At 45.2% G+C, this 24,496-nt stretch carries 25 protein-coding genes and 1 tRNA gene; 21 read left to right on the top strand and 5 right to left on the bottom strand.

What is annotated here, in order from left to right; all coding sequences use genetic code 11:
• Positions 1 to 14: 14 nt before the first annotated feature.
• The 21 genes from DW121_RS03410 (at position 15) to DW121_RS03310 (ending at position 17,612) form a co-directional block, all read left to right on the top strand.
• Complete coding sequence (locus DW121_RS03410; RefSeq protein ID WP_147331356.1) at positions 15 to 584, top strand: hypothetical protein; 570 nt, start codon at positions 15 to 17, stop codon at positions 582 to 584.
• Positions 585 to 804: 220 nt separating this feature from the next.
• Positions 805 to 2,229 (top strand): MAC/perforin domain-containing protein, encoded by a 1,425-nt coding sequence (locus DW121_RS03405; RefSeq protein ID WP_118323034.1) that lies wholly within the window; start codon positions 805 to 807, stop codon positions 2,227 to 2,229.
• 127 nt (positions 2,230 to 2,356) lie between these two features.
• Entirely contained in the window at positions 2,357 to 3,256 is a 900-nt protein-coding gene (locus tag DW121_RS03400) for a class I SAM-dependent methyltransferase (protein ID WP_118323033.1), read from the top strand.
• Positions 3,257 to 3,260: 4 nt separating this feature from the next.
• Complete coding sequence (locus tag DW121_RS03395) at positions 3,261 to 4,136, top strand: cell division protein FtsX (protein ID WP_117710477.1); 876 nt, start codon at positions 3,261 to 3,263, stop codon at positions 4,134 to 4,136.
• 24 nt (positions 4,137 to 4,160) lie between these two features.
• Complete coding sequence (locus tag DW121_RS03390) at positions 4,161 to 4,403, top strand: DUF3098 domain-containing protein (protein WP_117710476.1); 243 nt, start codon at positions 4,161 to 4,163, stop codon at positions 4,401 to 4,403.
• Between the two features lie 2 nt (positions 4,404 to 4,405).
• Positions 4,406 to 5,260, top strand: coding sequence for an undecaprenyl-diphosphate phosphatase (locus DW121_RS03385; RefSeq protein ID WP_117710593.1), 855 nt, complete (start codon positions 4,406 to 4,408; stop codon positions 5,258 to 5,260).
• Positions 5,260 to 5,967 (top strand): tRNA pseudouridine(55) synthase TruB, encoded by a 708-nt coding sequence (gene truB / locus DW121_RS03380; protein ID WP_118323032.1) that lies wholly within the window; start codon positions 5,260 to 5,262, stop codon positions 5,965 to 5,967. Before DW121_RS03385 ends, truB begins: the two co-directional genes overlap by 1 nt.
• Before the next feature lie 72 nt (positions 5,968 to 6,039).
• Positions 6,040 to 7,098 carry a tRNA preQ1(34) S-adenosylmethionine ribosyltransferase-isomerase QueA gene (gene queA / locus DW121_RS03375; RefSeq protein ID WP_117710474.1) on the top strand — a complete coding sequence of 353 codons (1,059 nt, stop codon included), beginning with the start codon at positions 6,040 to 6,042 and terminating at the stop codon, positions 7,096 to 7,098.
• 7 nt (positions 7,099 to 7,105) lie between these two features.
• Positions 7,106 to 7,600 carry a 2-amino-4-hydroxy-6-hydroxymethyldihydropteridine diphosphokinase gene (gene folK / locus DW121_RS03370; RefSeq protein ID WP_117710473.1) on the top strand — a complete coding sequence of 165 codons (495 nt, stop codon included), beginning with the start codon at positions 7,106 to 7,108 and terminating at the stop codon, positions 7,598 to 7,600.
• Positions 7,601 to 7,833: 233 nt separating this feature from the next.
• Positions 7,834 to 9,126 (top strand): methionine adenosyltransferase, encoded by a 1,293-nt coding sequence (gene metK / locus DW121_RS03365; protein ID WP_118323031.1) that lies wholly within the window; start codon positions 7,834 to 7,836, stop codon positions 9,124 to 9,126.
• A 185-nt stretch (positions 9,127 to 9,311) separates the two neighbouring features.
• Positions 9,312 to 9,899, top strand: a complete 588-nt coding sequence (locus tag DW121_RS03360) for a TIGR00730 family Rossman fold protein (protein WP_117710471.1) — start codon at positions 9,312 to 9,314, stop codon at positions 9,897 to 9,899.
• Positions 9,896 to 10,627: a DUF4271 domain-containing protein gene (locus tag DW121_RS03355; protein ID WP_117710470.1), complete on the top strand. Its 732-nt coding sequence runs from the start codon at positions 9,896 to 9,898 to the stop codon at positions 10,625 to 10,627. Before DW121_RS03360 ends, DW121_RS03355 begins: the two co-directional genes overlap by 4 nt.
• Before the next feature lie 4 nt (positions 10,628 to 10,631).
• A complete protein-coding gene (locus tag DW121_RS03350; RefSeq protein ID WP_118323030.1) occupies positions 10,632 to 11,384 on the top strand; it encodes a uroporphyrinogen-III synthase in 753 nt (250 codons plus the stop codon).
• 166 nt (positions 11,385 to 11,550) lie between these two features.
• Positions 11,551 to 11,970 carry a ribonuclease P protein component gene (rnpA, locus tag DW121_RS03345; RefSeq protein ID WP_117710468.1) on the top strand — a complete coding sequence of 140 codons (420 nt, stop codon included), beginning with the start codon at positions 11,551 to 11,553 and terminating at the stop codon, positions 11,968 to 11,970.
• Positions 11,967 to 12,188 carry a membrane protein insertion efficiency factor YidD gene (gene yidD / locus DW121_RS03340; RefSeq protein ID WP_009122051.1) on the top strand — a complete coding sequence of 74 codons (222 nt, stop codon included), beginning with the start codon at positions 11,967 to 11,969 and terminating at the stop codon, positions 12,186 to 12,188. Before rnpA ends, yidD begins: the two co-directional genes overlap by 4 nt.
• On the top strand, positions 12,185 to 12,832 hold the full coding sequence (locus DW121_RS03335; protein WP_117710467.1) for a TatD family hydrolase: 648 nt from the start codon (positions 12,185 to 12,187) through the stop codon (positions 12,830 to 12,832). The genes yidD and DW121_RS03335 overlap by 4 nt, the downstream gene beginning before the upstream one ends.
• Positions 12,833 to 12,910: 78 nt before the next feature.
• Positions 12,911 to 14,203, top strand: a complete 1,293-nt coding sequence (tyrS, locus tag DW121_RS03330; protein WP_117710466.1) for a tyrosine--tRNA ligase — start codon at positions 12,911 to 12,913, stop codon at positions 14,201 to 14,203.
• Between the two features lie 92 nt (positions 14,204 to 14,295).
• A tRNA-Gln gene (locus DW121_RS03325) sits at positions 14,296 to 14,366 on the top strand.
• A 241-nt stretch (positions 14,367 to 14,607) separates the two neighbouring features.
• The gene (gene kduI / locus DW121_RS03320; protein ID WP_117710465.1) at positions 14,608 to 15,450 is read left to right on the top strand and encodes a 5-dehydro-4-deoxy-D-glucuronate isomerase; all 843 of its coding nucleotides are present in this window, start codon (positions 14,608 to 14,610) and stop codon (positions 15,448 to 15,450) included.
• Between the two features lie 47 nt (positions 15,451 to 15,497).
• Positions 15,498 to 16,301 carry a gluconate 5-dehydrogenase gene (locus tag DW121_RS03315; protein WP_117710464.1) on the top strand — a complete coding sequence of 268 codons (804 nt, stop codon included), beginning with the start codon at positions 15,498 to 15,500 and terminating at the stop codon, positions 16,299 to 16,301.
• A 78-nt stretch (positions 16,302 to 16,379) separates the two neighbouring features.
• Positions 16,380 to 17,612 (top strand): DUF4861 domain-containing protein, encoded by a 1,233-nt coding sequence (locus DW121_RS03310; RefSeq protein WP_117710463.1) that lies wholly within the window; start codon positions 16,380 to 16,382, stop codon positions 17,610 to 17,612.
• A gap of 104 nt (positions 17,613 to 17,716) precedes the next feature.
• On the opposite strand, the gene DW121_RS03305 is transcribed toward DW121_RS03310, so the two are convergent.
• From DW121_RS03305 to mnmD, 5 genes are all read right to left on the bottom strand, one after another.
• A complete protein-coding gene (locus DW121_RS03305; protein WP_117710462.1) occupies positions 17,717 to 18,331 on the bottom strand; it encodes a polysaccharide deacetylase family protein in 615 nt (204 codons plus the stop codon).
• 95 nt (positions 18,332 to 18,426) lie between these two features.
• Positions 18,427 to 21,774, bottom strand: a complete 3,348-nt coding sequence (locus DW121_RS03300; protein ID WP_118323029.1) for a DUF2723 domain-containing protein — start codon at positions 21,772 to 21,774, stop codon at positions 18,427 to 18,429.
• Between the two features lie 163 nt (positions 21,775 to 21,937).
• Positions 21,938 to 22,705 (bottom strand): metal ABC transporter ATP-binding protein, encoded by a 768-nt coding sequence (locus tag DW121_RS03295; protein ID WP_118323028.1) that lies wholly within the window; start codon positions 22,703 to 22,705, stop codon positions 21,938 to 21,940.
• 110 nt (positions 22,706 to 22,815) lie between these two features.
• Positions 22,816 to 23,736 (bottom strand): metal ABC transporter solute-binding protein, Zn/Mn family, encoded by a 921-nt coding sequence (locus tag DW121_RS03290; RefSeq protein WP_118323027.1) that lies wholly within the window; start codon positions 23,734 to 23,736, stop codon positions 22,816 to 22,818.
• A 70-nt stretch (positions 23,737 to 23,806) separates the two neighbouring features.
• Positions 23,807 to 24,493: a tRNA (5-methylaminomethyl-2-thiouridine)(34)-methyltransferase MnmD gene (mnmD, locus tag DW121_RS03285; protein WP_117710458.1), complete on the bottom strand. Its 687-nt coding sequence runs from the start codon at positions 24,491 to 24,493 to the stop codon at positions 23,807 to 23,809.
• Between the last annotated feature and the right edge of the window lie 3 nt (positions 24,494 to 24,496).

The raw sequence follows: 24,496 nt of genomic DNA, 5'->3' as shown, positions 1-24,496 counted from the left end.
TGGGTAATTAAAAAATGAAAGGAATGAATAGGCTATATTTTTATAGTATACTTTTTAGTATGCTTGCAGGAGTTTGTGCCTGTTCGGATGATGATAATATATCTGAAACTTCTGATTATAATATGAAGTATTTGGAGAGCTATATTTACCCATCAAACCATGAAAGTAATATAGGCGTTTCGGGGCTTAGCGGGCAGATTCAATTATATATGGATTTCACAGAAGAAGAATATAAGATGTTGTCTTCTGCCCCTGTATATGGGCGTATTTTTCAGCCTGATTATGTTTATTACCTATTGAGCTTTTATACTCCGGGGTTTACCACTGAGTATGGGTATCGTATGTCTATAGGGAAAATAAATAATGCGGAAAACAGGGAGACTTATGTATCTTTCTTAGGTGTGTATTATCCGCCTGTGAAAGGTGAGTACTCTTTTGCTATATTGTTGACACAGCCGCAGACAAATACTATATATGTTACCAAGTTGCATGAATTTTCTGTTTCTCAGAAAGTGGATGAGGCGGGAGAAACAAAGTGGTACATAAGCACGAAGAAAGGTGATGTGTGGCCAACTTTTCTTTAAGAATGGGCTATATCTTATCAATGTGGGTGAAAGAAATAGAGAATATGAGTACTTTGAATATTGCCTGTTCTTTTTTGTGGTATACGCTATATTTCTATGATGATTGCATTGTGTCGTCATGAATAGGATGAATACTCCCATAACTTATAAATATTTGATTATTAATGACTATATTCATTTTTAATTCCGTATATTTGGAGGACACCAAATCTGATAAGTTATGAAAACAAGAACTTTGCTATTTACATTAGTGCTTTGTGCTTTTTTCAGTTGTGATGATGATGAAGATTCTAACTTTTATAAACCTCGGCCTTTGCAGGCCAATTCTCCCATGGAGTTTTGTGCTGTGCCGGATAAAGAACCTATTTTTAAGATTTATCCTCATAAAGATATTCAGCTACTTGGAGCGGGGTATGATATTACAAAAGATTATTTGAGTTTTGAGGCTGTAAGAGCCCCGGTCTTTGATTTGCAGTTAGTAGAGGAAAGTGAGCATACATCAATACGGATTCTTCCGTCTCGGAGCGGTTTCCCCACTAATCTTATGGGAGAAAATCCGCTGAAGTTTTTGGAGCGGGTAGCTGATATTTCTCGTGTAGAAACCTATGAGTTTTCAGATCCCCTGTTTACGGGGGCTTTGCTTAAACATCCGGAATTTCAGGCAGACTATGCGCATTCATCACAATTTTCTTTTGTCAGTTGCCAACAAACCTATACTAAATATGGCATGGGATTTGATAGTATGTTTTGGGCTCTTGATTACCAATCAGAACCTTGTTTTACCACTGATTTCAGGAATGATATTCAAAATTTGGCACCGGAAGAAATTGTCAAGAAGTATGGTACACATATTTTGAAACGTACAGGATTGGGAATGCGCTATAAGAGTTTGTTCCGTACCACCATTCCGGAATTGCTTTCATTTGGAGATAAATCTCAAAGCGTTTTATTATATTATACACTTAATAAAATGGCGGAGATAGGAATTGGGACGGGGACTATTCCAATAACAGATGAGAGACTGCCTAAAGGAGCAGGCGGGCAATTAATCATGGAATTTTGTGGGGGGAATACATCTCTGCTTTCTTTACCTCCCGTAGAAAAAGAACTTATAGAATGGTTCGGTACCGATCCGGATGAGACAAACTATGCGCTTACCTATATAGAAACGATTCCTATTTACAGAGTAATAAGTGATAAGACTAAAAAGGCACAGCTACAAGAGGCTGTGAAAGCATATATCGCTGAAAATACACTGAAAGTAGTAGCCACCGTACCTTTAATTCAGGCTTGGAGTGGGTATAATTATGCTTATTTCAATTCTTATGAGGCTTGTTCGGCAAGAAGTGAATGTAAATATGAAGGGGCTATCTGTTCCCTGTACCAAAATCAGGAAGAAAATACCGCCCCGCTCTATACTTATAAGCAGGGAATTCTTCAAAGGCTCTCTATGAATAGTGAGAAAGCGGGTAGTGATAAAGTGATGATAGGCTATATTTACGATTCACCTCAAAAGGGAAGCGTCCCTTTGTTTGAGGCTACTGACGGTAAAGGATATTATTATACTGTGGCGGATAAAGCAAGTTATGATAAACGAGGTGATTGGAGAAAAATCGGAATCGTAGGGTATGTAATGCCATTATAGGGCATCATTTATTAAATCTCCTTAATGAAAACCTTGTAAATCACTTTTTATTTGTTATTTTGCACCAAATTTAGGATAAGTGCGGTCTGTTCGGTTCAGACTGCACTTCCTTATTGGTAAACGTTCGATGAATAAACTCACTATTAAAGCTTGTCCGGTATGTGGTGGAACGCATTTGGAGCGTATCCTGACCTGCGTAGACCATTATGCTTCGGGTGAAGTATTCCACTTGTGCCGTTGCAGGGACTGTGGTTTTATATTGACTCAGGATTTTCCCGTAGAAGCGGAAATTGGACGCTATTATGAAACTCCCGATTATATATCCCATTCAGATACGAAAAAAGGGGTGATGAACTCCGTATACCATTGGGTGCGCAGCTATATGTTGAAGCGCAAAGCCCGTTTGGTGACGCATGAGGCACATCGTAAAACAGGACGTTTGCTGGACATCGGTACGGGAACCGGTTATTTTGCCGATACAATGAGGCGTTGCGGCTGGCAGGTGGAAGCTATTGAGAAGAATGCCCGTGCACGTGCTTTTGCCAAAGAGCATTTCGGCTTGGAGGTAAAGCCTGATACGGCGTTGAAAGATTTTGAACCGGATAGTTTTGATGTCATTACCCTGTGGCACGTAATGGAGCACCTTGAATCGCTGAATGAGACTTGGGAAGCGCTGAATTCGTTGCTGACGGAAAAAGGAGTGCTGATTGTAGCCGTACCCAACTGCTCTTCGTACGACGCCAAGAAATACGGAGCTTATTGGGCTGCCTACGATGTGCCCCGGCATTTGTGGCATTTCACTCCCGGCACTATCCAACGGTTGGGTTCCAAGCATGGCTTTATTTTGGCGGAACGTCATCCCATGCCGTTTGACGCGTTCTACGTGTCCATGTTGACAGAGAAAAATATGCGCCGTTCGTGCCCGTTCATGCGGGGTATGATTACCGGTACATTGGCATGGTTCCATGCGTTGGTAAAGAAAGAGCGCAGCAGTTCCATGATTTATGTGTTTCGTAAAAAAAGGTGATTTAATGAAAGCTAAACGTAATTCGGTATCCTATTTTGATATGCAGTTCATCACATCCAGCATAAGTACTACATTGGTATTGCTGTTGTTGGGCTTGGTGGTGTTCTTTGTATTGGGGGCTCACAATCTTTCCGTGTACGTAAAGGAGAATATCAACTTCTCTATTCTTATCAGTGATGATATGAAAGAGAGCGATATTCTGAAACTGCAGAAGAAGTTGGATAAAGAGCCGTTTGTGAAGGAGACTGAATATATCTCCAAGAAACAGGCGCTTCGCGAACAAACCGAGGCGATGGGGACAGACCCGCAGGAGTTCCTCGGCTATAATCCTTTTACGGCGTCCATCGAGATTAAGCTGCATTCGGATTATGCCAATTCGGACAGCATTGCCAAGATAGAGAAGAAAATCAAGAAAAATACGAATATTCAGGAAGTGCTTTATCAGAAAGACCTGATAGATGCGGTGAATGATAATATCCGCAATATCAGCCTGATGCTGTTGGGGCTGGCTGTCATTCTTACTTTCATTTCCTTTGCGTTGATAAACAATACAATCCGTCTGACTATCTATTCCAAACGCTTCCTTATTCATACAATGAAGCTGGTGGGGGCAAGCTGGAGCTTTATCAGGCGTCCGTTCTTGCGGCGTAATTTCTGGATAGGCGTGTTGTCGGCTGTCATTGCCGATGCTGTCCTGTGGGGAGCCGCCTATTGGCTGGTTTCTTATGAGCCGGAATTAATCAGGGTGATTACGCCTGAGGTGATGTTGCTGGTTTCCGTTGCCGTACTGGTGTTTGGAGTGCTCATTACTTGGCTGTGTGCGTTGCTTTCTATCAATAAGTATCTGAGGATGAAAGCGAGCACGTTATATTATATATAGGAGTTTAATAATAAATGTAAATAGATGAGTAAACAGAAGTTCGCTTTTGACAAGACCAATTTTATTTTGCTTGCTGTCGGTATGGCGGTGGTAATACTTGGTTTTATTTTAATGACCGGTCCCGTATCTACACCGACACACTTTGAACCGGACATTTTTAGTGTAAGACGCATTAAAGTGGCTCCATTGGTCTGCCTGTTGGGGTTTGTATTCATGATATATGCCGTATTGCGTAAACCGAAAACAAAAGAAGAAACAAAAGAGTGATTATGGGAGATTTGAGTACGCTTGAAGTGATTATTATAGCTATCGTAGAGGGATTGACGGAGTTCTTGCCGGTTTCTTCTACGGGACACATGATTATTGCACAGAATCTGTTGGGCATAGAGAGTACGGAATTTGTAAAAGCCTTTACGGTGATTATACAGTTCGGTGCAATCCTTTCGGTAGTTTGGTTGTATTGGAAGCGTTTTTTCCGTTTAAACCATACTCCGGTTCCGGCAGGAGCTTCTGCATTGAAGCGTTTTCTGCATAAGTTCGACTTTTACTGGAAGTTGCTGGTGGCATTTGTTCCGGCGGCTGTATTGGGATTCCTGTTCAGTGACAAGATTGACGAGATGCTGGAAAGTGTGACTGTGGTGGCTGTAATGCTTGTGATTGGCGGTGTGTTCATGCTGTTCTGCGACAAGATATTCTCTAAAGGCAGTGAAGATACTGTCCTGACGGAGAAGAAGGCTTTTAATATCGGTCTGTTCCAGTGTATTGCAATGATACCGGGCGTGTCTCGTTCCATGGCGACGATTGTCGGCGGTATGGCACAGAAAATGACTCGCAAGGCTGCGGCAGAGTTCTCTTTCTTCCTGGCTGTTCCCACGATGTTTGCGGCTACGGTCTATAAAATGTTGAAACTCTTTCTGGACGGTGGAACGGAGATTATCGTGAATAATATGCCGGCATTGATACTTGGCAATGTGGTGGCTTTCGTGGTGGCTTTGCTTGCTATTAAGTTCTTTATCAGCTTCGTGACGAAATATGGTTTCAAGGCATTCGGCTGGTATCGCATCATCGTAGGAGGGATTATCCTTCTGTTGTTGCTTACAGGACATAATTTAGAAGTAGTGTGATGATGAATTTTAAAGAAGGAGAAGTTCTGTATTTCAACAAGCCGTTGGGATGGACATCGTTCAAGGTCGTAGGCCATGCGCGCTATCATATCTGCCGGCGGATGAAAGTAAAGAAATTGAAAGTTGGCCATGCGGGCACACTCGACCCTCTCGCTACGGGAGTGATGATAGTGTGTACGGGCAAGGCTACAAAGCGGATTGAAGAATTCCAGTATCACACCAAGGAGTATGTTGCCACCATCCGGTTGGGTGCTACCACTCCTTCCTATGATTTGGAGCATGAGATAGATGCTACCTATCCTACGGAACACATCACGAGGGAGCTGGTAGAGGAGACTCTGAAAAAATTTATCGGTGAGATACAGCAAGTGCCCCCCGCTTTCTCGGCCTGCATGGTGAACGGAAAGCGTGCCTACGACCTTGCCCGCAAAGGCGAAGAAGTGGAGTTGAAGCCCAAGTTGCTGGTGATTGACGAGATTGAATTGCTGGAATGCAACCTGCCGGAAATCAAGGTTCGGGTGGTGTGCAGCAAGGGCACTTACATCCGCGCTTTGGCGCGTGACATCGGTGAGGCGTTGAATAGCGGCGCCCACCTCACGGCTTTGGAGCGTACCCGTGTAGGGGAAGTCCGTATAGAAGATTGCCTTAACCCGCTTGATTTCAAAGAGTGGATAGACGGACAAGAAGTTGTAATAGAAGAAAATTGATTATTAACATCGTGCTGTTGTCTTGCGCTTCGTCGGCACATTGGCACATCAGCATATTAGCACATTATAATTATGAAACTGTCGCAATTTAAATTTAAACTTCCTGAAGAGAAGATTGCCTTACATCCTACAAGGTATAGAGATGAGTCACGCTTGATGGTACTACACAGAAAGACGGGCGAAATCGAACACCGTATGTTCAAGGATATATTGGAGTATTTCGATGATAAGGATGTATTTATCTTTAATGATACGAAGGTGTTTCCGGCCCGTTTGTACGGTAACAAGGAAAAGACCGGCGCCCGTATTGAGGTTTTTCTGTTGCGTGAGTTGAATGAAGAGTTGCGTTTATGGGATGTGCTGGTAGATCCTGCCCGTAAAATCCGTATCGGAAATAAACTCTATTTTGGTGAAGACGATTCCATGGTGGCTGAGGTGATTGACAATACTACCTCACGCGGACGTACCCTTCGCTTCCTTTATGACGGGCCGCATGATGAGTTCAAGAAAGCCCTGTACGCATTGGGCGAAACGCCGCTGCCGCACAGCATCATCAACCGTCCCGTGGAACCGGAAGATTCGGAACGCTTCCAGTCCATCTTTGCCCGTAACGAAGGTGCTGTAACAGCCCCGACGGCAAGTCTCCATTTCAGCCGTGAACTGATGAAGCGCATGGAGATTAAGGGGATAGACTTTGCTTACATTACGCTGCATGCCGGCTTGGGTAACTTCCGCGATATCGATGTGGAGGACCTCACTAAACATAAAACGGATTCCGAACAAATGATTGTCACGGAAGAAGCTGTAAAGGTTGTGAACCGTGCCAAGGACTTTAACAGACAGGTATGTGCCGTAGGTACTACGGTGATGCGTGCGATAGAGAGCACTGTCAGCACAGACGGCCATTTGAAGGAATACGAGGGTTGGACAAATAAGTTCATCTTCCCGCCGTATGACTTTACGGTTGCCAATGCAATGGTGTCCAACTTCCATATGCCGCTTTCCACCCTGTTGATGATTGTTGCCGCCTTCGGCGGTTACGACCAGGTGATGGAAGCCTACAATGTGGCGTTGAAGGAAGATTACCGCTTCGGTACGTATGGCGATGCGATGCTGATTACAGATAAATAATTAAGTAATGAAGAATTCTTCATTCTTGATATTCTTCGGTCTGGGGACTAATCTTGGCGACAAGGAGCATAATCTTCGTCTCGCCGTCCGGAAAATAGAAGAGCGGGTAGGGAAAGTGATTTCCCTGTCCGCTTTTTACGCTACTGCCCCGTGGGGGTTCTCCTCGGAGAATACGTTTCTGAATGCGGTAGTCTGCGCGGAGACGCTTCTTCCGCCGCTGCCTGTCCTGCATCTCACCCAAGAGATAGAGCGTGAAATAGGACGTACGCGGAAATCCGCCGGGGGAGTATACAGTGATAGGCTGATAGATATAGACTTATTGCTCTGTTTTACAATTGGCGGAACTCTTGTCCGCCTTGATGCGCCCGAACTGAAATTGCCGCATCCGCTGATGTGTGAACGTGATTTTGTGATGCGTCCGCTAAAGGAAATTTATCCACCGGGGTCGGAAATTGCATTGCCTGTATGGACCGACTTGGAAGAAATGCTGCAGGGGAAGTAATAAATCTGTGTTAATCTGTGTAATCTGTTGTGGAGTATACGGAATTTCTCTTTATCTTTGCAGCCGAAAATGATATGTGGAAAGATTTGAGTAGCTTGCAACCACAGAAAAAAATGCTAAAACACATCCTTTTCTGACGGTACTACACTGTACCGGGACTTGCATACCTACTCATTGATGACGCTTCCCCCTCATTTCCGTTTTTAATTGTTCATTCTTAATTTTTAATTGAAATGGGATATTTATTCACATCCGAATCGGTGTCTGAAGGACACCCCGACAAAGTGGCCGATCAAATATCGGACGCTGTGCTTGACAAACTGTTGGCTTACGACCCCAGTTCGAAAGTAGCTTGCGAAACTCTGGTTACTACCGGACAGGTGGTGCTGGCTGGAGAAGTGAAAACCAAGGCGTATGTTGATCTTCAACTCATTGCGCGTGAAGTAATTAAGAAAATCGGCTATACCAAAGGCGAGTATATGTTCGAGAGTAATTCGTGCGGCGTGCTTTCCGCCATCCACGAACAGAGTCCCGATATCAACCGGGGTGTGGAACGCCAAGATCCTATGGAACAAGGTGCGGGCGATCAGGGTATGATGTTCGGTTACGCCACCAATGAGACGGAAAATTATATGCCGCTTTCATTGGATCTTGCTCATCGCATTCTGCAAGTATTGGCGGACATCCGTCGAGAAGGAGAGGTAATGACTTATCTCCGCCCGGACTCCAAAAGCCAGGTAACCATTGAATATGACGATAATGGCAATCCCGTACGTATCGATACAATCGTAGTTTCCACTCAGCATGATGATTTCATTCTGCCTGCCGACGACAGCGACGCTGCCCGGTTGAAGGCGGATGAGGAGATGCTGGGTATCATCCGTAATGATGTCATTAATATTCTGATGCCCCGCGTCATTGCTTCTATTCACCATGAGAAGGTATTGTTGTTGTTTAACGATAATATCAAATATCACGTTAACCCTACGGGCAAGTTTGTAATCGGCGGTCCTCATGGAGATACCGGCTTGACCGGACGCAAGATTATTGTAGACACTTACGGCGGTAAGGGTGCACATGGCGGTGGCGCCTTCTCCGGTAAAGACCCTAGCAAAGTAGACCGTAGCGCTGCATACGCTGCCCGTCATATAGCCAAGAATCTGGTTGCTGCCGGTGTAGCGGACGAAATGTTGGTGCAGGTGTCTTATGCCATCGGTGTGGCGCGTCCTATCAATATATATGTAAACACTTACGGTCGCGCTCATGTAAATATGAGCGACGGTGAGATAGCCAAGAAGATTGATGAAATCTTCGACCTTCGTCCGAAAGCTATCGAAGACCGTTTGAAGTTGCGTAATCCTATCTATCAGGAAACTGCCGCCTACGGTCATATGGGACGCGAGCCGCAAGTCATCACCAAGCGTTTCAAGTCTCGTTATGAAGGCGACAAGGATGTGACTGTTGAGCTTTTCACATGGGAAAAATTGGATTACGTTGATAAAGTGAAAACCGCCTTCGGTATCTAATTCTTCGTTCTTCATTTTTCATTCTTCATTAAACAGTAATCAGCATAGCTTTACAAGCTATTTATTATAGAAAGCTGCCTTTCTGCCTCCGGAATATTCCGAAGCAGAATGAGCAGCTTCTTTTTTCAAATCTCCTTAAAATCATATACCTTTGCAACAAGTATAATTGATATAGCTAAAAGACGATGAATAAAATAACCTCCGTATGTGTGTACAGCGCTTCAAGTACCAAGATTGACCCGGTTTATTTCGATGCGGCCCATGAGTTGGGAACGTTGCTGGGGCAGCGGCATATCCGTTTGATTAATGGTGCAGGCAATATGGGACTTATGTCTGCCGTTTCGGATGCGGCACTTGCTGCGGGAGGTGAAGTTACCGGAGTGATACCCCGTTTTATGGTCGAACAGGGATGGCATCATACGGGATTGACTGAACTTGTGGAGGTGGAAAGTATGCACGAGCGCAAGAAAATGATGGCGGATTTGAGTGATGCCGTGATAGCGCTGCCCGGTGGTTGCGGTACTCTGGAAGAATTGCTTGAAGTCATAACTTGGAAACAATTGGGACTTTATCTGAATCCGATAGTTATACTGAATGTAAAAGGCTATTTCGACCCGTTGCTCGCCATGCTCCGGAAAGCCGTAGAAGAGAATTTTATGCGTGCGCAGCATGGCGCTATCTGGCATGTGGCGGAAACAGCGGGGGAAGCTGTTGAATTGGTACATACCACTCCTTTGTGGGATGCCTCCATTCGTAAGTTTGCAGCAATATGATAAACCTGTTGATGACATGGGCGACAGGAGGAGCTGAAGGGATTCCCATTCCTTATTCTCCAAGAATGGACGATGGTCTTACCATTGTCTTGTTGTGCTGTTTTTTTCTTTCGGCCTATGTCCTTTCACGCAGCCGCCGGTTCTTGTTGCAACTGGTAAAGGATTTCTTGCTGCATCGTGAGCGCACCAGTATATTTGCCACTTCGACGGCAGGTGATATGCGCTATCTGTTGCTGTTGATTCTACAAACCTGTGTTCTTGTCGGTGTCTGTATTTTTAATTATTGCAATGATATTCAGCCGGAGTTGGTACACCATGTCCCGCCCTTTATGTTACTGGTAATTTATATCGGGGTCGGTATGCTGTATCTATTTTTGAAGTGGATTGTCTATTCCGTACTGGGTTGGATTTTTTTTGACGAAAGTGTCACGGCGCTTTGGCTCGAATCGTATTCTACCCTACTTTATTACCTCGGATTTGCCCTTTTTCCATTCGCTCTATTTATTGTCTATTTCGATTTAAGTCTGCAACTTACAGTGATAATTGGATTGATTTTAGCCTTTTTTACTAAAATATTGATGTTATATAAGTGGTTAAAGCTTTTTTGTAACAATTTACATGGCAGTTTCCTTTTAATTTTGTACTTTTGTGCCCTTGAAATCATGCCTTGTTTCATGTTATATCAGGGGATGATGCAACTAAACGATTATTTGATAATAAAATTTTAGGACGTTGAAAATTAAGAAAGTACTTGTGTCGCAGCCGAAACCGGCATCAGAGAAATCTCCTTACTACGACATTGCAGAGAAGTACGGTGTGAAGATCGATTTTCGCCCGTTTATCAAAGTAGAGAGCCTTTCAGCGAAAGAGTTCAGACAGCAAAAAGTGTCTATATTGGACCATACTGCCGTGATTTTCACTTCGCGTCATGCAATCGATCACTTTTTTCATCTTTGTACGGAATTGCGTGTGACAATCCCCGAAACCATGAAATATTTCTGTGTAACGGAGACGATTGCCTTGTACATCCAGAAGTATGTACAATACCGCAAGCGTAAGATTTTCTTTGGAAATACCGGAAAGTTTGACGATTTGTTGCCTTCGATTGTAAAGCATAAGACTGAAAAGTACTTAGTGCCAATGTCGGATGTGCATACAGAAGAAATTAAGAATTTGCTGGATAAAAGCAAGATTCAGCATACGGAAGTAGTTATGTATCGTACGGTAAGTAATGACTTTACTTCGGACGAGAAGTTTGATTACGATATGTTGGTGTTCTTTAGTCCTGCAGGTGTGTCTTCTTTGAAGAAGAATTTCCCGGATTTCGAACAGAAAGAAATTAAGATCGGAACCTTCGGTTCTACAACAGCGCAAGCTGTGCGTGACGCCGGACTTCGTTTGGATTTGGAAGCTCCCAGCGTACAGGCGCCCTCTATGACGGCAGCGCTCGATATGTTCATTAAGGAGAACAACAAAGGAAAGTGAAAGGAAGTATGAGTTATGAATTATAAGTTATAAGTCCGTTGGCTTGTGGCTTGTAGTTGTAACAATAGAAATTACGGGCTACAGGTGTGGTATTTTAGATGTCGCAAACCTTGTAGCTCGTTTTTTATAATTCTTCATTTTTCATTCCTAATTTTATAGTTTATTCATGGCAAATACCTTACATAAAGTCGAAAGACTGGATAAAAAAAAGATTATAGAGAAGATGTTTGCGGGCGGTTCGCGCTCGTTCTCGGTCTTCCCGTTGCGTGTGGTGTATTTGCCGGTAGAGGAGTTGGAGGCGGATGCTTCCATCCTCATCAGTGTTTCAAAGCGGCGTTTCAAACGTGCGGTGAAGCGTAACCGTGTGAAGCGTCAGATACGCGAAGCGTATCGTGTAAACAAGCACGGGTTGCTGAGTGTGTTGGCGGAAAAGAAATGCCGGCTGGCGATTGCCTTTATTTACCTCTCCGACCAGTTGGTAGAATCTTCCGTAATAGAGGACAGGGTGAAGACAGCCTTGGCACGTATTGCCGAGAAAGTGGCGGTACAAGATACAGATGCAGCCGTAACCCTTCCTAAACCATGAAACGCTTGCTCTCATATCTGTTGTTGCTTCCTATTTATTTTTACCGGAAGTGCATTTCACCCATGACTTCCCCGTCGTGCAGATTTACTCCTACCTGTTCTCAATACGCAGTTGAGGCCATTAAGAAGCACGGTCCTTTTAAGGGGCTTTATCTGGCGATAAAACGTATTTTACGTTGTCATCCTTGGGGTGGCTCCGGATATGACCCTGTCCCATGAAGTCTCTTGTTGACATACACGCGCATCGGTCGCCGCAAATGCCCGGAACGGCTATTGTGAACTGTTATCCCGACGTTTTTGCTCCGAAGACGGGGGAATGGTATTCGGTGGGCATACATCCCTGGCATATCCCGGCAACTGTTACTCCGGCTATTCGGCATGAAATGGATATTCTGGCTTTTTTAGCCGGGCATCCGCAGGTTCTTGCCATAGGAGAAGCCGGTCTGGATAAATTGGCTGGCGTCCCGCAGGCTGTACAGGTAGAGGTTTTTGAATATCAGGCGCGGCTGTCTATGGAACTGGGCAAGCCTTTGGTCATTCACTTGGTAAAGGCTGTGGATGAATTGCTGAAACTGAAACAGCAGATACGGCCGGCCAACCCCTGGATTATTCATGGCTTTCGCGGAAAGGCGGTCCTTGCGAAAGAATACCTGAGGCACGGGTTTTATCTCTCTTTCGGGGAGAAGTATCAGGAAGAAGCCTTGCGGATTACTCCTTCCGACCGTTTGTTTTTAGAGACTGACGAGAGCGATGTGCCAATTGCGGATTTGTATAGCCGGGCAGCTCAAGCCCGTTGCGTTTCTTTGTCCGAACTTACGGAAGCGGTGCAGGAAAATATCGCCAAAGTCTTTTTTAAACAATAAGAGTTGTTTGTTAGGATAAAGAGTCGTACTTTTGTCGCAGACAAAGTATAAATCAAATAATTAATAGTTAATCATTCGATGAATTTTGTAGAAGAATTAAAATGGCGTGGCATGCTCCACGATATGATGCCGGGTACGGAAGAACTGTTGGCAAAGGAACAAGTGACTGCATATATCGGTTTCGACCCTACGGCGGACTCTCTGCATATCGGACACCTATGCAGTGTAATGATATTGCGCCACTTCCAACGCTGCGGCCATAAGCCGTTGGCACTGATTGGCGGCGCTACGGGTATGATTGGCGACCCTTCCGGTAAGTCGGCGGAACGCAATCTGCTTACTGAAGAAACACTGCAACGCAATATGGCGGGCATGAAGAAACAGCTGAGCAAGTTCTTGGATTTTGACTCGGATGCCCCTAACCGTGCGGAGTTGGTGAACAACTACGATTGGATGAAGGATTTCAGCTTCCTTGACTTCGCTCGCGAAGTGGGCAAGCATATCACTGTAAACTATATGATGGCTAAGGACTCGGTGAAGAAGCGTCTGAACGGTGAGGCCCGTGACGGTCTTTCTTTCACTGAATTTACTTACCAGCTGTTGCAAGGCTACGACTTCCTGCACTTGTACGAAACCAAAGGCTGCAAGCTGCAAATGGGCGGTTCGGACCAATGGGGTAACATCACTACGGGAGCAGAGCTGATTCGCCGTACCAATGGCGGCGAGGTATTTGCCTTGACAAGCCCTCTGATTACAAAGGCGGACGGCGGTAAATTCGGTAAGACGGAATCCGGTAATATATGGCTTGACCCCCGTTATACATCTCCTTATAAGTTCTACCAGTTCTGGCTGAATGTGAGCGATGCCGATGCAGCCCGTTACATCAAGATATTTACTTCTCTGACTAAGGAAGAAATCGAGGCTTTGACAGCCGAGCACGAAGCTGCTCCGCATTTGCGTGTTCTGCAGAAGCGTCTGGCTAAGGAAGTTACCATTATGGTACACTCCGAAGAAGACTACAATGCAGCTGTCGATGCTTCCAATATCCTTTTCGGTAATGCTACTTCGGAAGCATTGAAGAAGTTGGATGAAGATACCTTGCTGGCAGTATTTGAGGGTGTGCCTCAGTTTGAGGTATCTCGTGATGCACTGGCAGCGGGTGTGAAGGCGGTTGATTTGTTTGTAGACAATGCAGCCGTATTTGCGTCCAAAGGCGAAATGCGTAAGCTGGTACAGGGCGGTGGTGTATCTTTGAACAAAGAAAAGCTGGCAGCTTTCGATCAGGTTGTTACAACCGCTGATTTACTGGATGATAAGTATCTGCTGGTACAACGCGGCAAGAAGAATTATTATCTGATTATTGCAAAATAATATATGGATATGAAAAAATGTCCCGAAATATTTGCATATTTCGGGACATACTTCTATCTTTGCACCGCTTTTTAACAGAAAGCACATATGTTTGGACTATGGTGTAATGGTAGCACAACAGGTTTTGGTTCTGTTTGTCCAAGTTCGAATCTTGGTAGTCCAACAAAAAAGCTCTGACAGTCTATGATTGTCGGAGCTTTTTTTATTGGTCGCATTCTTTCTTTTAAATTATTCATCAAATGTTAGGACGTTTCTAATGATTTTTTCTTTCTTTGTACAATATTGATAGATAATTGGGACAAAATAGTAATGTTTTGCCGTTTTCTTTTGCTACATTTGCAATCGTGTACGTAAACGACGTACCGCTCGGCTATTTACTTGATAACTTAAAAACGTAATAAATCATGAGAACGAACTATGAAATTCGCTACGCTGCACATCCGGAAGATGCGAAAAGCTATGATACAAAAAGAATCCGTCGCGATTTCCTTATAGAGAAGGTATTCTCTCCGAACGAAGTAAATATGGTATATTCCATGTATGATCGTATGGTAGTGGGTGGCGCTATGCCGGTGGGTGAAGTACTGCCATTGGAAGCTATCGACCCGTTGAAAGCACCTTACTTCCTGACCCGTCGTGAAATGGGTATCTTCAACGTTGGCGGACCGGGTGTAGTGAGAGCGGGTGGTGCCGTATTTGAGATGGACTATAAAGAAGCCCTCTACTTGGGTTCGGGCGACCGTGAAGTTACTTTTGAGAGTAAGGATGCAGCCCGTCCGGCTAAGTTCTACTTCAATTCCGTAACGGCCCATCGCAACTATCCCGATAAGAAAGTGACGAAAAAAGACGCGGTGGTGGCTGAAATGGGTTCTTTGGAAGGCTCCAATCACCGTAATATCAATAAGATGTTGGTTAATCAGGTATTGCCCACTTGCCAACTGCAAATGGGTATGACGGAACTTGCTCCGGGCAGTGTGTGGAACACGATGCCTGCGCACGTTCACAGCCGTCGTATGGAAGCCTATTTCTACTTTGAGATTCCGGAAGATCATGCTATTTGCCACTTTATGGGCGAAGTAGACGAAACCCGTCATGTGTGGATGAAGGGCGACCAAGCCGTCCTCTCTCCCGAATGGTCTATCCACTCGGCTGCGGCTACACATAATTATACCTTTATATGGGGTATGGGTGGCGAGAATCTGGATTACGGAGACCAAGATTTCTCTTTGATTACAGACTTGAAATAAGAGTTAGAACAGACAATCACATTTTTCAACCTAAATAAATAAACATCATGAATCAGTATTTGAATTTTTCTTTGGAAGGTAAAGTAGCCCTCGTTACAGGTGCTTCTTATGGTATCGGTTTTGCTATCGCTTCGGCTTTTGCTGAACAAGGCGCAAAAATCTGTTTTAACGATATCAACCAAGAATTGGTGGATAAAGGTATGGCTGCTTACGCCGAAAAGGGTATCCAAGCACATGGCTATGTATGCGACGTAACTAATGAACCTGCTGTTCAGGCTATGGTGGCAACAATTGAAAAAGAAGTAGGTACTATCGATATTTTGGTTAACAACGCAGGTATCATCCGTCGTGTTCCTATGCACGAAATGGAAGCTGCCGACTTCCGTCGCGTTATCGATATTGACCTGAACGCTCCGTTTATCGTTTCTAAGGCTGTTCTGCCTGCAATGATGAAGAAGGGTCATGGTAAAATCATCAATATCTGTTCTATGATGTCCGAACTGGGCCGTGAGACTGTATCTGCATACGCTGCCGCTAAGGGTGGTTTGAAGATGCTGACTCGTAACATCTGCTCTGAATATGGTGAATACAACATTCAATGTAATGGTATCGGTCCGGGTTACATCGCTACTCCGCAGACCGCTCCGTTGCGTGAAAAGCAAGCTGACGGCAGCCGTCACCCGTTCGATTCATTCATTTGCGCTAAGACTCCCGCCGGTCGTTGGTTGGATCCGGAAGAACTCACAGGTCCTGCTGTATTCTTGGCTTCTGAGGCTTCTAACGCAGTTAACGGACATATCCTGTACGTTGACGGTGGTATCTTGGCTTACATCGGAAAACAACCGAAATAATAAGGTAATTAAAGGTGGTAAGGCGGTAGGTGATAGAGGAATATTACTTTACCGCCTTTATCATATTATTTATTCAGTATGAAGAAACTTCTTTTATTATGTATGACGGTTTTGTTTTGCTTCGCTTGTAACGAGAGCAAAACGCTGACCGTTACGGTAACCAATCCGTTGGCCATGGAGCGCTCTAATGAGATGGTAGAGGTGTCTATGGAGACTGTTACAAACCGTTTGGGCTTGGCAGATACGGCGCAGATTGTCGTATTGAACGCTGACGGGCAGCAAGTGCCTTATCAGATTACGTATGATGACAAGGTTATATTTCCCGCTACGGTAGCTGCCAACGGCATCGCTACTTATACCATACAGACCGGTACGCCTGAGGCTTTTGATGTAAAGGCTTGCGGTAAATGTTACCCCGAACGTATGGATGATATGGCTTGGGAGAATGATTTGGTGGCTTTTCGTGCGTATGGTCCTGCTTTGCAGGCAAAGGGTGAGCGTGGCTTCGGCTACGACTTGTTTACAAAGCGCGATACCTCCGAGCCCATATTGGAAGCTATGTATGCCAAGGAAACTGATAGGGAAACTCGTGCCAAGCTGAGAGAATTAAAGAAAACGGATCCGGAGAAAGCTGATGCGTTACTGAAAGAAATGTCTTACCATATTGACCATGGGCATGGTATGGACTGCTATGCAGTAGGTCCCACATTGGGAGCCGGTGTAGCCGCATTGATGGTAGATGACAACATTATCTATCCGTGGTGCTATAAGAATCAGGAGATTCTGGATAACGGCCCGCTGCGCTTTACAGTGAAGTTGGAGTTCAATCCTCTGACTGTAAAGGGTGATTCGACTGTGGTAGAAACACGTTTGATTACATTGGATGCAGGTTCGCACTTGAACAGGACAGCCGTATCATACAGCAATCTGAAAGAAACATTGCCTATCGTTACAGGTATTGTATTGCATGAACCGGATGGGGCTGTCGTTGCCGACGCTGCTAACGGTTACATTACCTATGTAGATCCTACTACCGGTCCTGATAATGGCAAAATTTTTATGGGTGCTGCTGTACCTACCGTTGTCAAGGATGCTAAAACTGTACTTTTCTCCGAAAAGGAAAAGAAGGAACGTAATAATGCCGATGGTCATGTGCTTGCTGTCAGTGATTACGAACCGGGTTCGGAATATGTATATTATTGGGGATTTGCATGGGATAGAGCGGACATCAAGACCGCCGATGCTTGGAACCTGTATATGGCTGATTTCGCTCAGAAAGTACGCAATCCGTTGACGGTAAAAGTAAACTGAGAAAGCTGAAAGAGTTAAAAGTTGAGAGTTGAAAGTTAAGCTGCACGATTATGCTGTATAGCAAACTTTCAACTCTCAACTTTTAACTTTCAATTCCCATAACTCTATAGCTGTTTAAACTCGTATCCTTCTTCTTTCAGAAATTCTATTGCCCGTGGCAATGCGTATTGCAGGTTGCCGTTATTCCAAGACTTTAAGGAATCATGAAATGTAATGATAGAACCGTTGCGTGCGTATCTCATTACGTTGGCAAGCACCTGGGGACCGCGTAGCTTCTTGCTATAATCGCGCGTTACCAAGTCCCACATTATTATCTTATAGCGGCGTTTCAGTATCATATACTGTGTCCATCCCATATGTCCGTGCGGAGGACGGAATAAGTCCGTTTTCATCACTTCATTTGCTTTCTCTGCATTGGCCAGATAGTCTTTGAAGTTATATTCAAATCCCCTTAAATGGTTGAAAGTATGGTTGCCGATACGATGTCCCCGCTCCACAACCATTTGAAACTCATCGGGATGCTTACGGATATTGTCACCTACCATAAAGAAGGTGGCCTTTATACTGTATTTGTCAAGTAAATCAAGAACCCAGGGAGTAACTTCGGGGATAGGTCCGTCGTCAAAAGTCAGGTAAATGGCTCTCTCATTCGGGTCCATTCGCCAGACGGCGCTGGGATATAACTTACGAACGAACTCGGGAGGCTGTTCTATAAACACGATTAATTAGCGGTTAACGGTTATTGATTAGTGATAAGCGTGCAGTGGTGAGTGGTTAGCAAACTGTTATTTACTAATCACTCACCACTGCCCGTTTATCGCTGTTTAAGTCTTTCTACATATAAATTGTACAACTCTTCTACTTTCGGTTCGTAGATTTCCGCCAGTTTGGAATTGTATTTCTTCATAATCTTTACTTCGGCATCGAGCACTGCCCAGTGGTATTCAAACTCACGGGTAGAGATAACGAAGCGGCTGTCGTCCATGCTTAGATACCAAGTGAGATATTCCACAGCTTTGTTGGCAAGCGCTTTCATCATTTCGTCAGCCTTTGCGGAGTCGCCTAACTGATAGTATGCTTCGGCCATTTGTACGGCGCCGTTTTGCCAGTCATATGGTACGTTGTAGGCAGGAATCATTTTTTCGGCATAGTCCAGTGCGGCTTTAGCCTTATCCTTCTTGCCTTCGCGTATCAACTGCTGTACAAGTTGGGAGAAGATACGGCGATGTGAGTGGCACATACGCATCGTATTCTCATCAATGTAGATACCCGGTTTGTCGATACCGCCGAACTTGAACTTGTTCATCAGGTTGTCATACATCTTTTCGCTGTCAATCTTCACACCCAGTTTGTCTGTATCGAACGGAGTGAAACGGTAGGTAAGACCTTCCTGAATGAAGTGATTACTCATGTTCAATTGGTTTTCCGGCCCTACACTGACTGCAATATAGATAGGACGTTCCCAATTGGCTTCCGCTAGCATCTCGAGCATCATGAGTTCGCTTTTGTAGAGGGCGCGTTTACCTTTCAGCGAGATGTGCATATAGTCGGGAATGGAATCACCCGGTATCATCATGCCGCTGCGGCGTACGGCCTCTTTATCCACTTTCATTACGATGCTGTCGGTAGGAATTACTTTCAAGTCCTCATTCTTGCTGCGTATCCAGTATTTCAGGATGTTTTTAAGTTCGTAAGGATTGTCACCGAATTCTTTCTTCACGTTTATCAATGCTTCGGTATTACCGCTCAGGGCTTGTTTCTCTGCTTCGGCATACAAGGCGTCGATACTCTTCTTGTATTCGGGGCGTACCGGAATATATTCGTTGGTACCTTCCACGTACTCCATACGGTCCCACGTGATGGGCAGGGAAGGAGAGTCGTAGGCGGGACGCTTCATTTGGTCGATGTACCAGTCGGTCTGCAGGTAGCTGAGGTTACAAGTACGGGCATCGGTACGGAAGCCTTCCGTCTCTTGGTTGTACCACAAGGGGAAGGTATCGTTATCGCCGTTGGTATAGATGATGGGATTGCCCGTTTCTTGCAATGACATCAGGTAGTTCTGACCGAAGTCACGTGCCACATAACGGCCGCTACGATCGTGGTCGTCCCAAGTCTGGCTCGCCATCTGTATGGGAACAAAAAGGCAGGCTACTGAAACGATGGCTGCGGCGGGAAGCTCCTTCATCTTGGCATAATGCTGCAACAGGCGGATAATACCTGCCACACCCATACCTATCCAGATGGCGAAAGCATAGAACGAGCCCGCATACGCATAGTCGCGTTCACGCGGCTGGCTTGGCGTCTGGTTCAGGTAGAGCACAATCGCTATACCGGTCATGAAGAAAAGGAAGAACACTACCCAGAACTGCTGGATACCTTTCTGTCCGCGGTAAGCCTGCCACAACAGGCCGATAATTCCGAGCAACAGCGGCAGGCAGTAGAATACGTTATGTCCTTTGTTCTCTTGCAGCTCTTTCGGCAGCAAGTCCTGATTGCCTACGAGCATATTGTCAATGAACTTGATACCGGTAATCCAGTTGCCATGTTCTATTTCTCCGCTACCCTGCAAGTCATTCTGACGTCCGGTGAAGTTCCACATAAAGTAGCGCCAGTACATCCAGTTGAGCTGGTAGGAGAAGAAGAACTTGATGTTTTCCCATTGCGTAGGCATGGTCACCATAATCATCTCACCGCATTTGTCATAGGGCACATCATATCCTTTGATATCTTGCCAAGCTTGATATTGGTTGGCATGGGCGCTGCTGTACATACGCGGGAAAAGCATATTCTGTGCGTACTCGTACTCGATGCGTCCCGGAATTTCGATGTAGCTGTCCTTTTCGTCGTCAGTGGCTTTCTCCTTGCGGATATATTTGGTTCCGTTGTAGGAGATGCGCGGTTCGCAATATCCGTCTTTCACGTCCAAAGCTACTTGTGAGGAGTAAGCCGGACCGTAGAACAGCGGACGTGTTCCGTATTGCTCGCGTCCCAGATATTCGCCCAGTGTGAAAATGTCTTCCGGTGAGTTCTGGTCCATCGGGGTGTTGGCGGTAGAACGGATTACGATAAGTGCATAAGATGAATAGCCGATGACAATCATCATGGTGCACAACAGCGATGTGTTCAGCGTACGTGCCGATACACGGTATTTCTCTTTAATCTTCTCCTGTGTGCCCGGTTTGAGGTAGAACCATAACAGCGCGATGACGATGATGCCGATAATCACGGAACTGCCGCCATGACCGTAGAAAGGAATACCCAGCATGGCTATGGTCAGTATGAAGGAGAGCGCCATACGCGATTTGCTCTTTTCATTGTAACTTTCGTATACACCCCAAATAAGGCAAGCTGCCAGTAAGATGATATATACGATGACGCCGCTGTTGAATGACATACCGAGTGTGTTGACAAAGAACAGCTCGAACCAGCCGCCCACTTTTACAATGCCCGGAACGATGCCGTACAGCACAACCGCTACCAGCACCATAGAGGCGAGAAGCGCCAACAGAGAACCTTTTGCATTGGCATTGGGCACTTTCTTGTAATAATATACCAACACGATAGCCGGGAGACAGAGCAAGTTCAGCAAGTGAACGCCGATACTCAATCCGGTGAGATAGGCGATGAGAATCAGCCAACGGTCGGAATGCGGCTCGTCTGCTACATCTTCCCATTTCAATATCAGCCAGAATACCACCGCTGTAAACAGTGAGGAGAAGGCATATACTTCACCTTCTACGGCGCTGAACCAGAATGTGTCACTGAATGTGTATGCCAATGCGCCTACCAGGCCGCTGCCCATGACAGTAATCAGTTGTCCTTTGGTGATGTTATTCTCATCGGTGATAACCAGTTTGCGTACCAAGTGAGTGATACTCCAGAATAAGAACAGGATACAAGCGCCGCTCATCAGTGCACTCATGTAGTTCACCATTTTGGCAACGGTAGTGGCATCGGAAGCAAACTGAGAAAATAGATTGGCTACTAACATAAAGAACGGTGCGCCGGGCGGGTGTCCTACTTCCAGCTTATAGCCGGTGGTAATGAACTCCGGGCAGTCCCAAAAACTTGCAGTCGGCTCAATAGTCATGCAATAAACCGTTGCTGCAATGATAAATGTAATCCAACCAATCAGGTTGTTTACGGTTTTGTACTGTTTCATTCGGATGAAATTCGTTTTTTATTATAGACGGGCGCAAAGATAATGATTTCAGTTCTAAATAAGTGACAATAAGCCGGATTATTAGGATTGGTTTAGAGATATAGGGAGAATTTTCAGAAAAAACAAAACTTTCTGTATCATGCTGTATCACACACGATTTATCCTAATGGTGATGGTGTTCTCCTAATATCCGATGCGGCAATGTGCCATGTCCCAATAGTTCTATGGGGCAGTTGAAATTACGTTCCAGCCATTCGCCGGTGATGCCTGTATCGGGATGATAATCCAGTGTCTCGTTGACGCAGGCAATGGATTTTACTTGCTGCAACACCGTACCTATGTCGTGGCTGACGAGTATGATGGCACAGTCTTTATTGATTTCGGCCAATAATTGATACAGGCGCGCTTCAAAACGCTTGTCAATGTAAGTGCTGGGTTCGTCAAGGATGACTACTTCGGGGTCGGAGATAATAGCGCGTCCCAACAAGGCGCGTTGAAGTTGTCCGCCGCTCAGTGCGCCGATTGCACGTTCTTCCAGTCCTTCCAGTCCCATACGTACTATGACTTGACGTGCTTTTTCTCTGTGCTCCTTAGTGAAGCGTGAGGTGAGCGACTTCTTGCTGCTGAGTCCTGATAAAATAACTTCCTCGACGGTGATAGGGAATTTGCGGTCTATACTGTTGTATTGGGGCAGGTAGCCCATGGTGAGCGGAGAGTTGCCTGTCAGATGGGGAGATGCAAAAGATATGTCACCGGAAATAGGTTTGAGTAATCCCAAAATACATTTGATAAGCGTGGTCTTACCGCCTCCGTTCGGACCGATAATACCCAAAAAGTCCCTGTCGTAAACGGTGAGGTTTACGTCACGAAGTACCGTACGGTCGTCGTATCCGGCATTGAGGTTTCTTATTTCGATAATGGGAGTTGGCATGATTTCTTTTCTTGTTAAGTAGATGTTGAAATTTAGTTTATATCCGAATGACAGATAGTATAAGTTAATTATGTATATTTACTTATTTTAAAACGTTTATCTGTGAGTCTTTATAAGCCGGTTTTTAATCCGTTTAATGCTTTCGCTATATCCAGCATCTCCGCCTCCCAATCGTAGGACAGGGGATTGATGTCAACAATCCGGGTTCCGGTTTGTTTGGCAATGAGTTCGGCATTGCGGCGGTCGAATTCCGGTTGTACAAAGATTACGTGTACTTTTTCACTCTTGCAGGTATCAATCAATGCTTTCAGATGTGCGGGGGACGGCTCTTTACCTCCGGCTTCGATAGGAATCTGATGCAGTCCGTAGTCGCGGGCGAAATAGGAAAGCGCAGGGTGGTAAATCATAAAGGCACGATCTGCCCCCGGTGCGGAGAGCTGTTTGCGGATGAGGCTGTCCGTGCGTTCAATCCGTTCGCAGAGTTGCTTGTAGCGATCTATGTAGGCCATCTTGTTGGATTGGTCGAGGGCAATCAGGGCGTGAAGTATATTACGTGCGATGACTTGAGCGTTGGCGGTAGAGTTCCAAATGTGGGGTTCTACACCGTCAATGTGATGGTGTTCTTGTCCGGATGTTTCCGAGGCGTATGGCGGATGATGGGGGTGGGCATCCCCATCGATGAGTTCCACCCACTCCGACATATCGTAGAATTGCAGATGTGGTGCGTTTTCCGAGAGTTTCTCCATCCACACCTGCTCGAATCCGATGTAGCCGATGCGGAAGTATGCCTTACTTTTGGTAAGTTCGATGAGCTGCTGCGGTGTAGGGTCGTAGGTTTCCGGACTTGCACCTTTGGGAACCATACTGACTACTGTAAACAGGTCACCGGCAATGGCCTCGGTGAAGTATCGCAGAGGTTCGAGCGTAACAGTGATAACAGGTTTATCACCGGCTTTATTGCTTTGATTGCTTTTGGGCTTGCAGGAGGCTATGAGTATAGTTGCGAGTAGTAAAAAATATATCTTTTTCATCTATCTTATTTATGGCTTTTATAAATGTAATTCAGAGTAACTGTTGCTTTGTTTGTCTTCTTTCTGCGGCTTATTCCTTTGTTTTGCCGGCTCGGAGTATCTCACGTTTGCCGCCCGGCGGGCCGGGAAGGCGCTCTACCGTAAACCCAACGGCTTGTAATAGCCGGCGGATAACGCCTTTGGCGCAATAGGTGGTCAGTATGCCATTGTAGTTCATGCAGGAATATATGTTTCGGAAAAGCTCTTCGCTCCACAATTCAGGCTGCTTCTCGGGGGCGAATGCATCGAAATAAACAAGGTCGAAACTGTAATTGGCAGGCGGTTCACCAATAACCGCTAACTGTTTGTCACTAATCACTCTATTTACGTCTCCTTTTATTTTGTGTAACGTAAAGCATGGTGTAATGTTCACATCTTTATTCCATGATGCCGTATGTAACTCCTTAAATAGGGGATTGTTGCTATAATTTAATATATCAACTTCTTCCCAAGACAGAGGATAGAGTTCGATGCCGGTATAATGAACAGGTCTTTTCTCTTGTTCGGCTGTCTCCAAAGTGAGTAAGGCATTGAGTCCCGTACCGAATCCTATTTCAAGAATATGAGGTTGGATAGCGGTGGATGCCTTCAGCCCCATATCAATGAAGATATGTTGCGATTCGGTACGTGCTCCTTTTACCGAATGATAATGCTCATTCAGTTCCGGCACAAATAGTGTGGCGCTTCCGTCTTCCGTCCGTTCTATAATTCGTTTCATAGC

Source organism: Bacteroides sp. AM10-21B (assembly GCF_003472565.1).
Taxonomy (GTDB): domain Bacteria; phylum Bacteroidota; class Bacteroidia; order Bacteroidales; family Bacteroidaceae; genus Bacteroides; species Bacteroides propionicigenes.
This window is presented reverse-complemented; position numbering and strand designations above follow the sequence as displayed.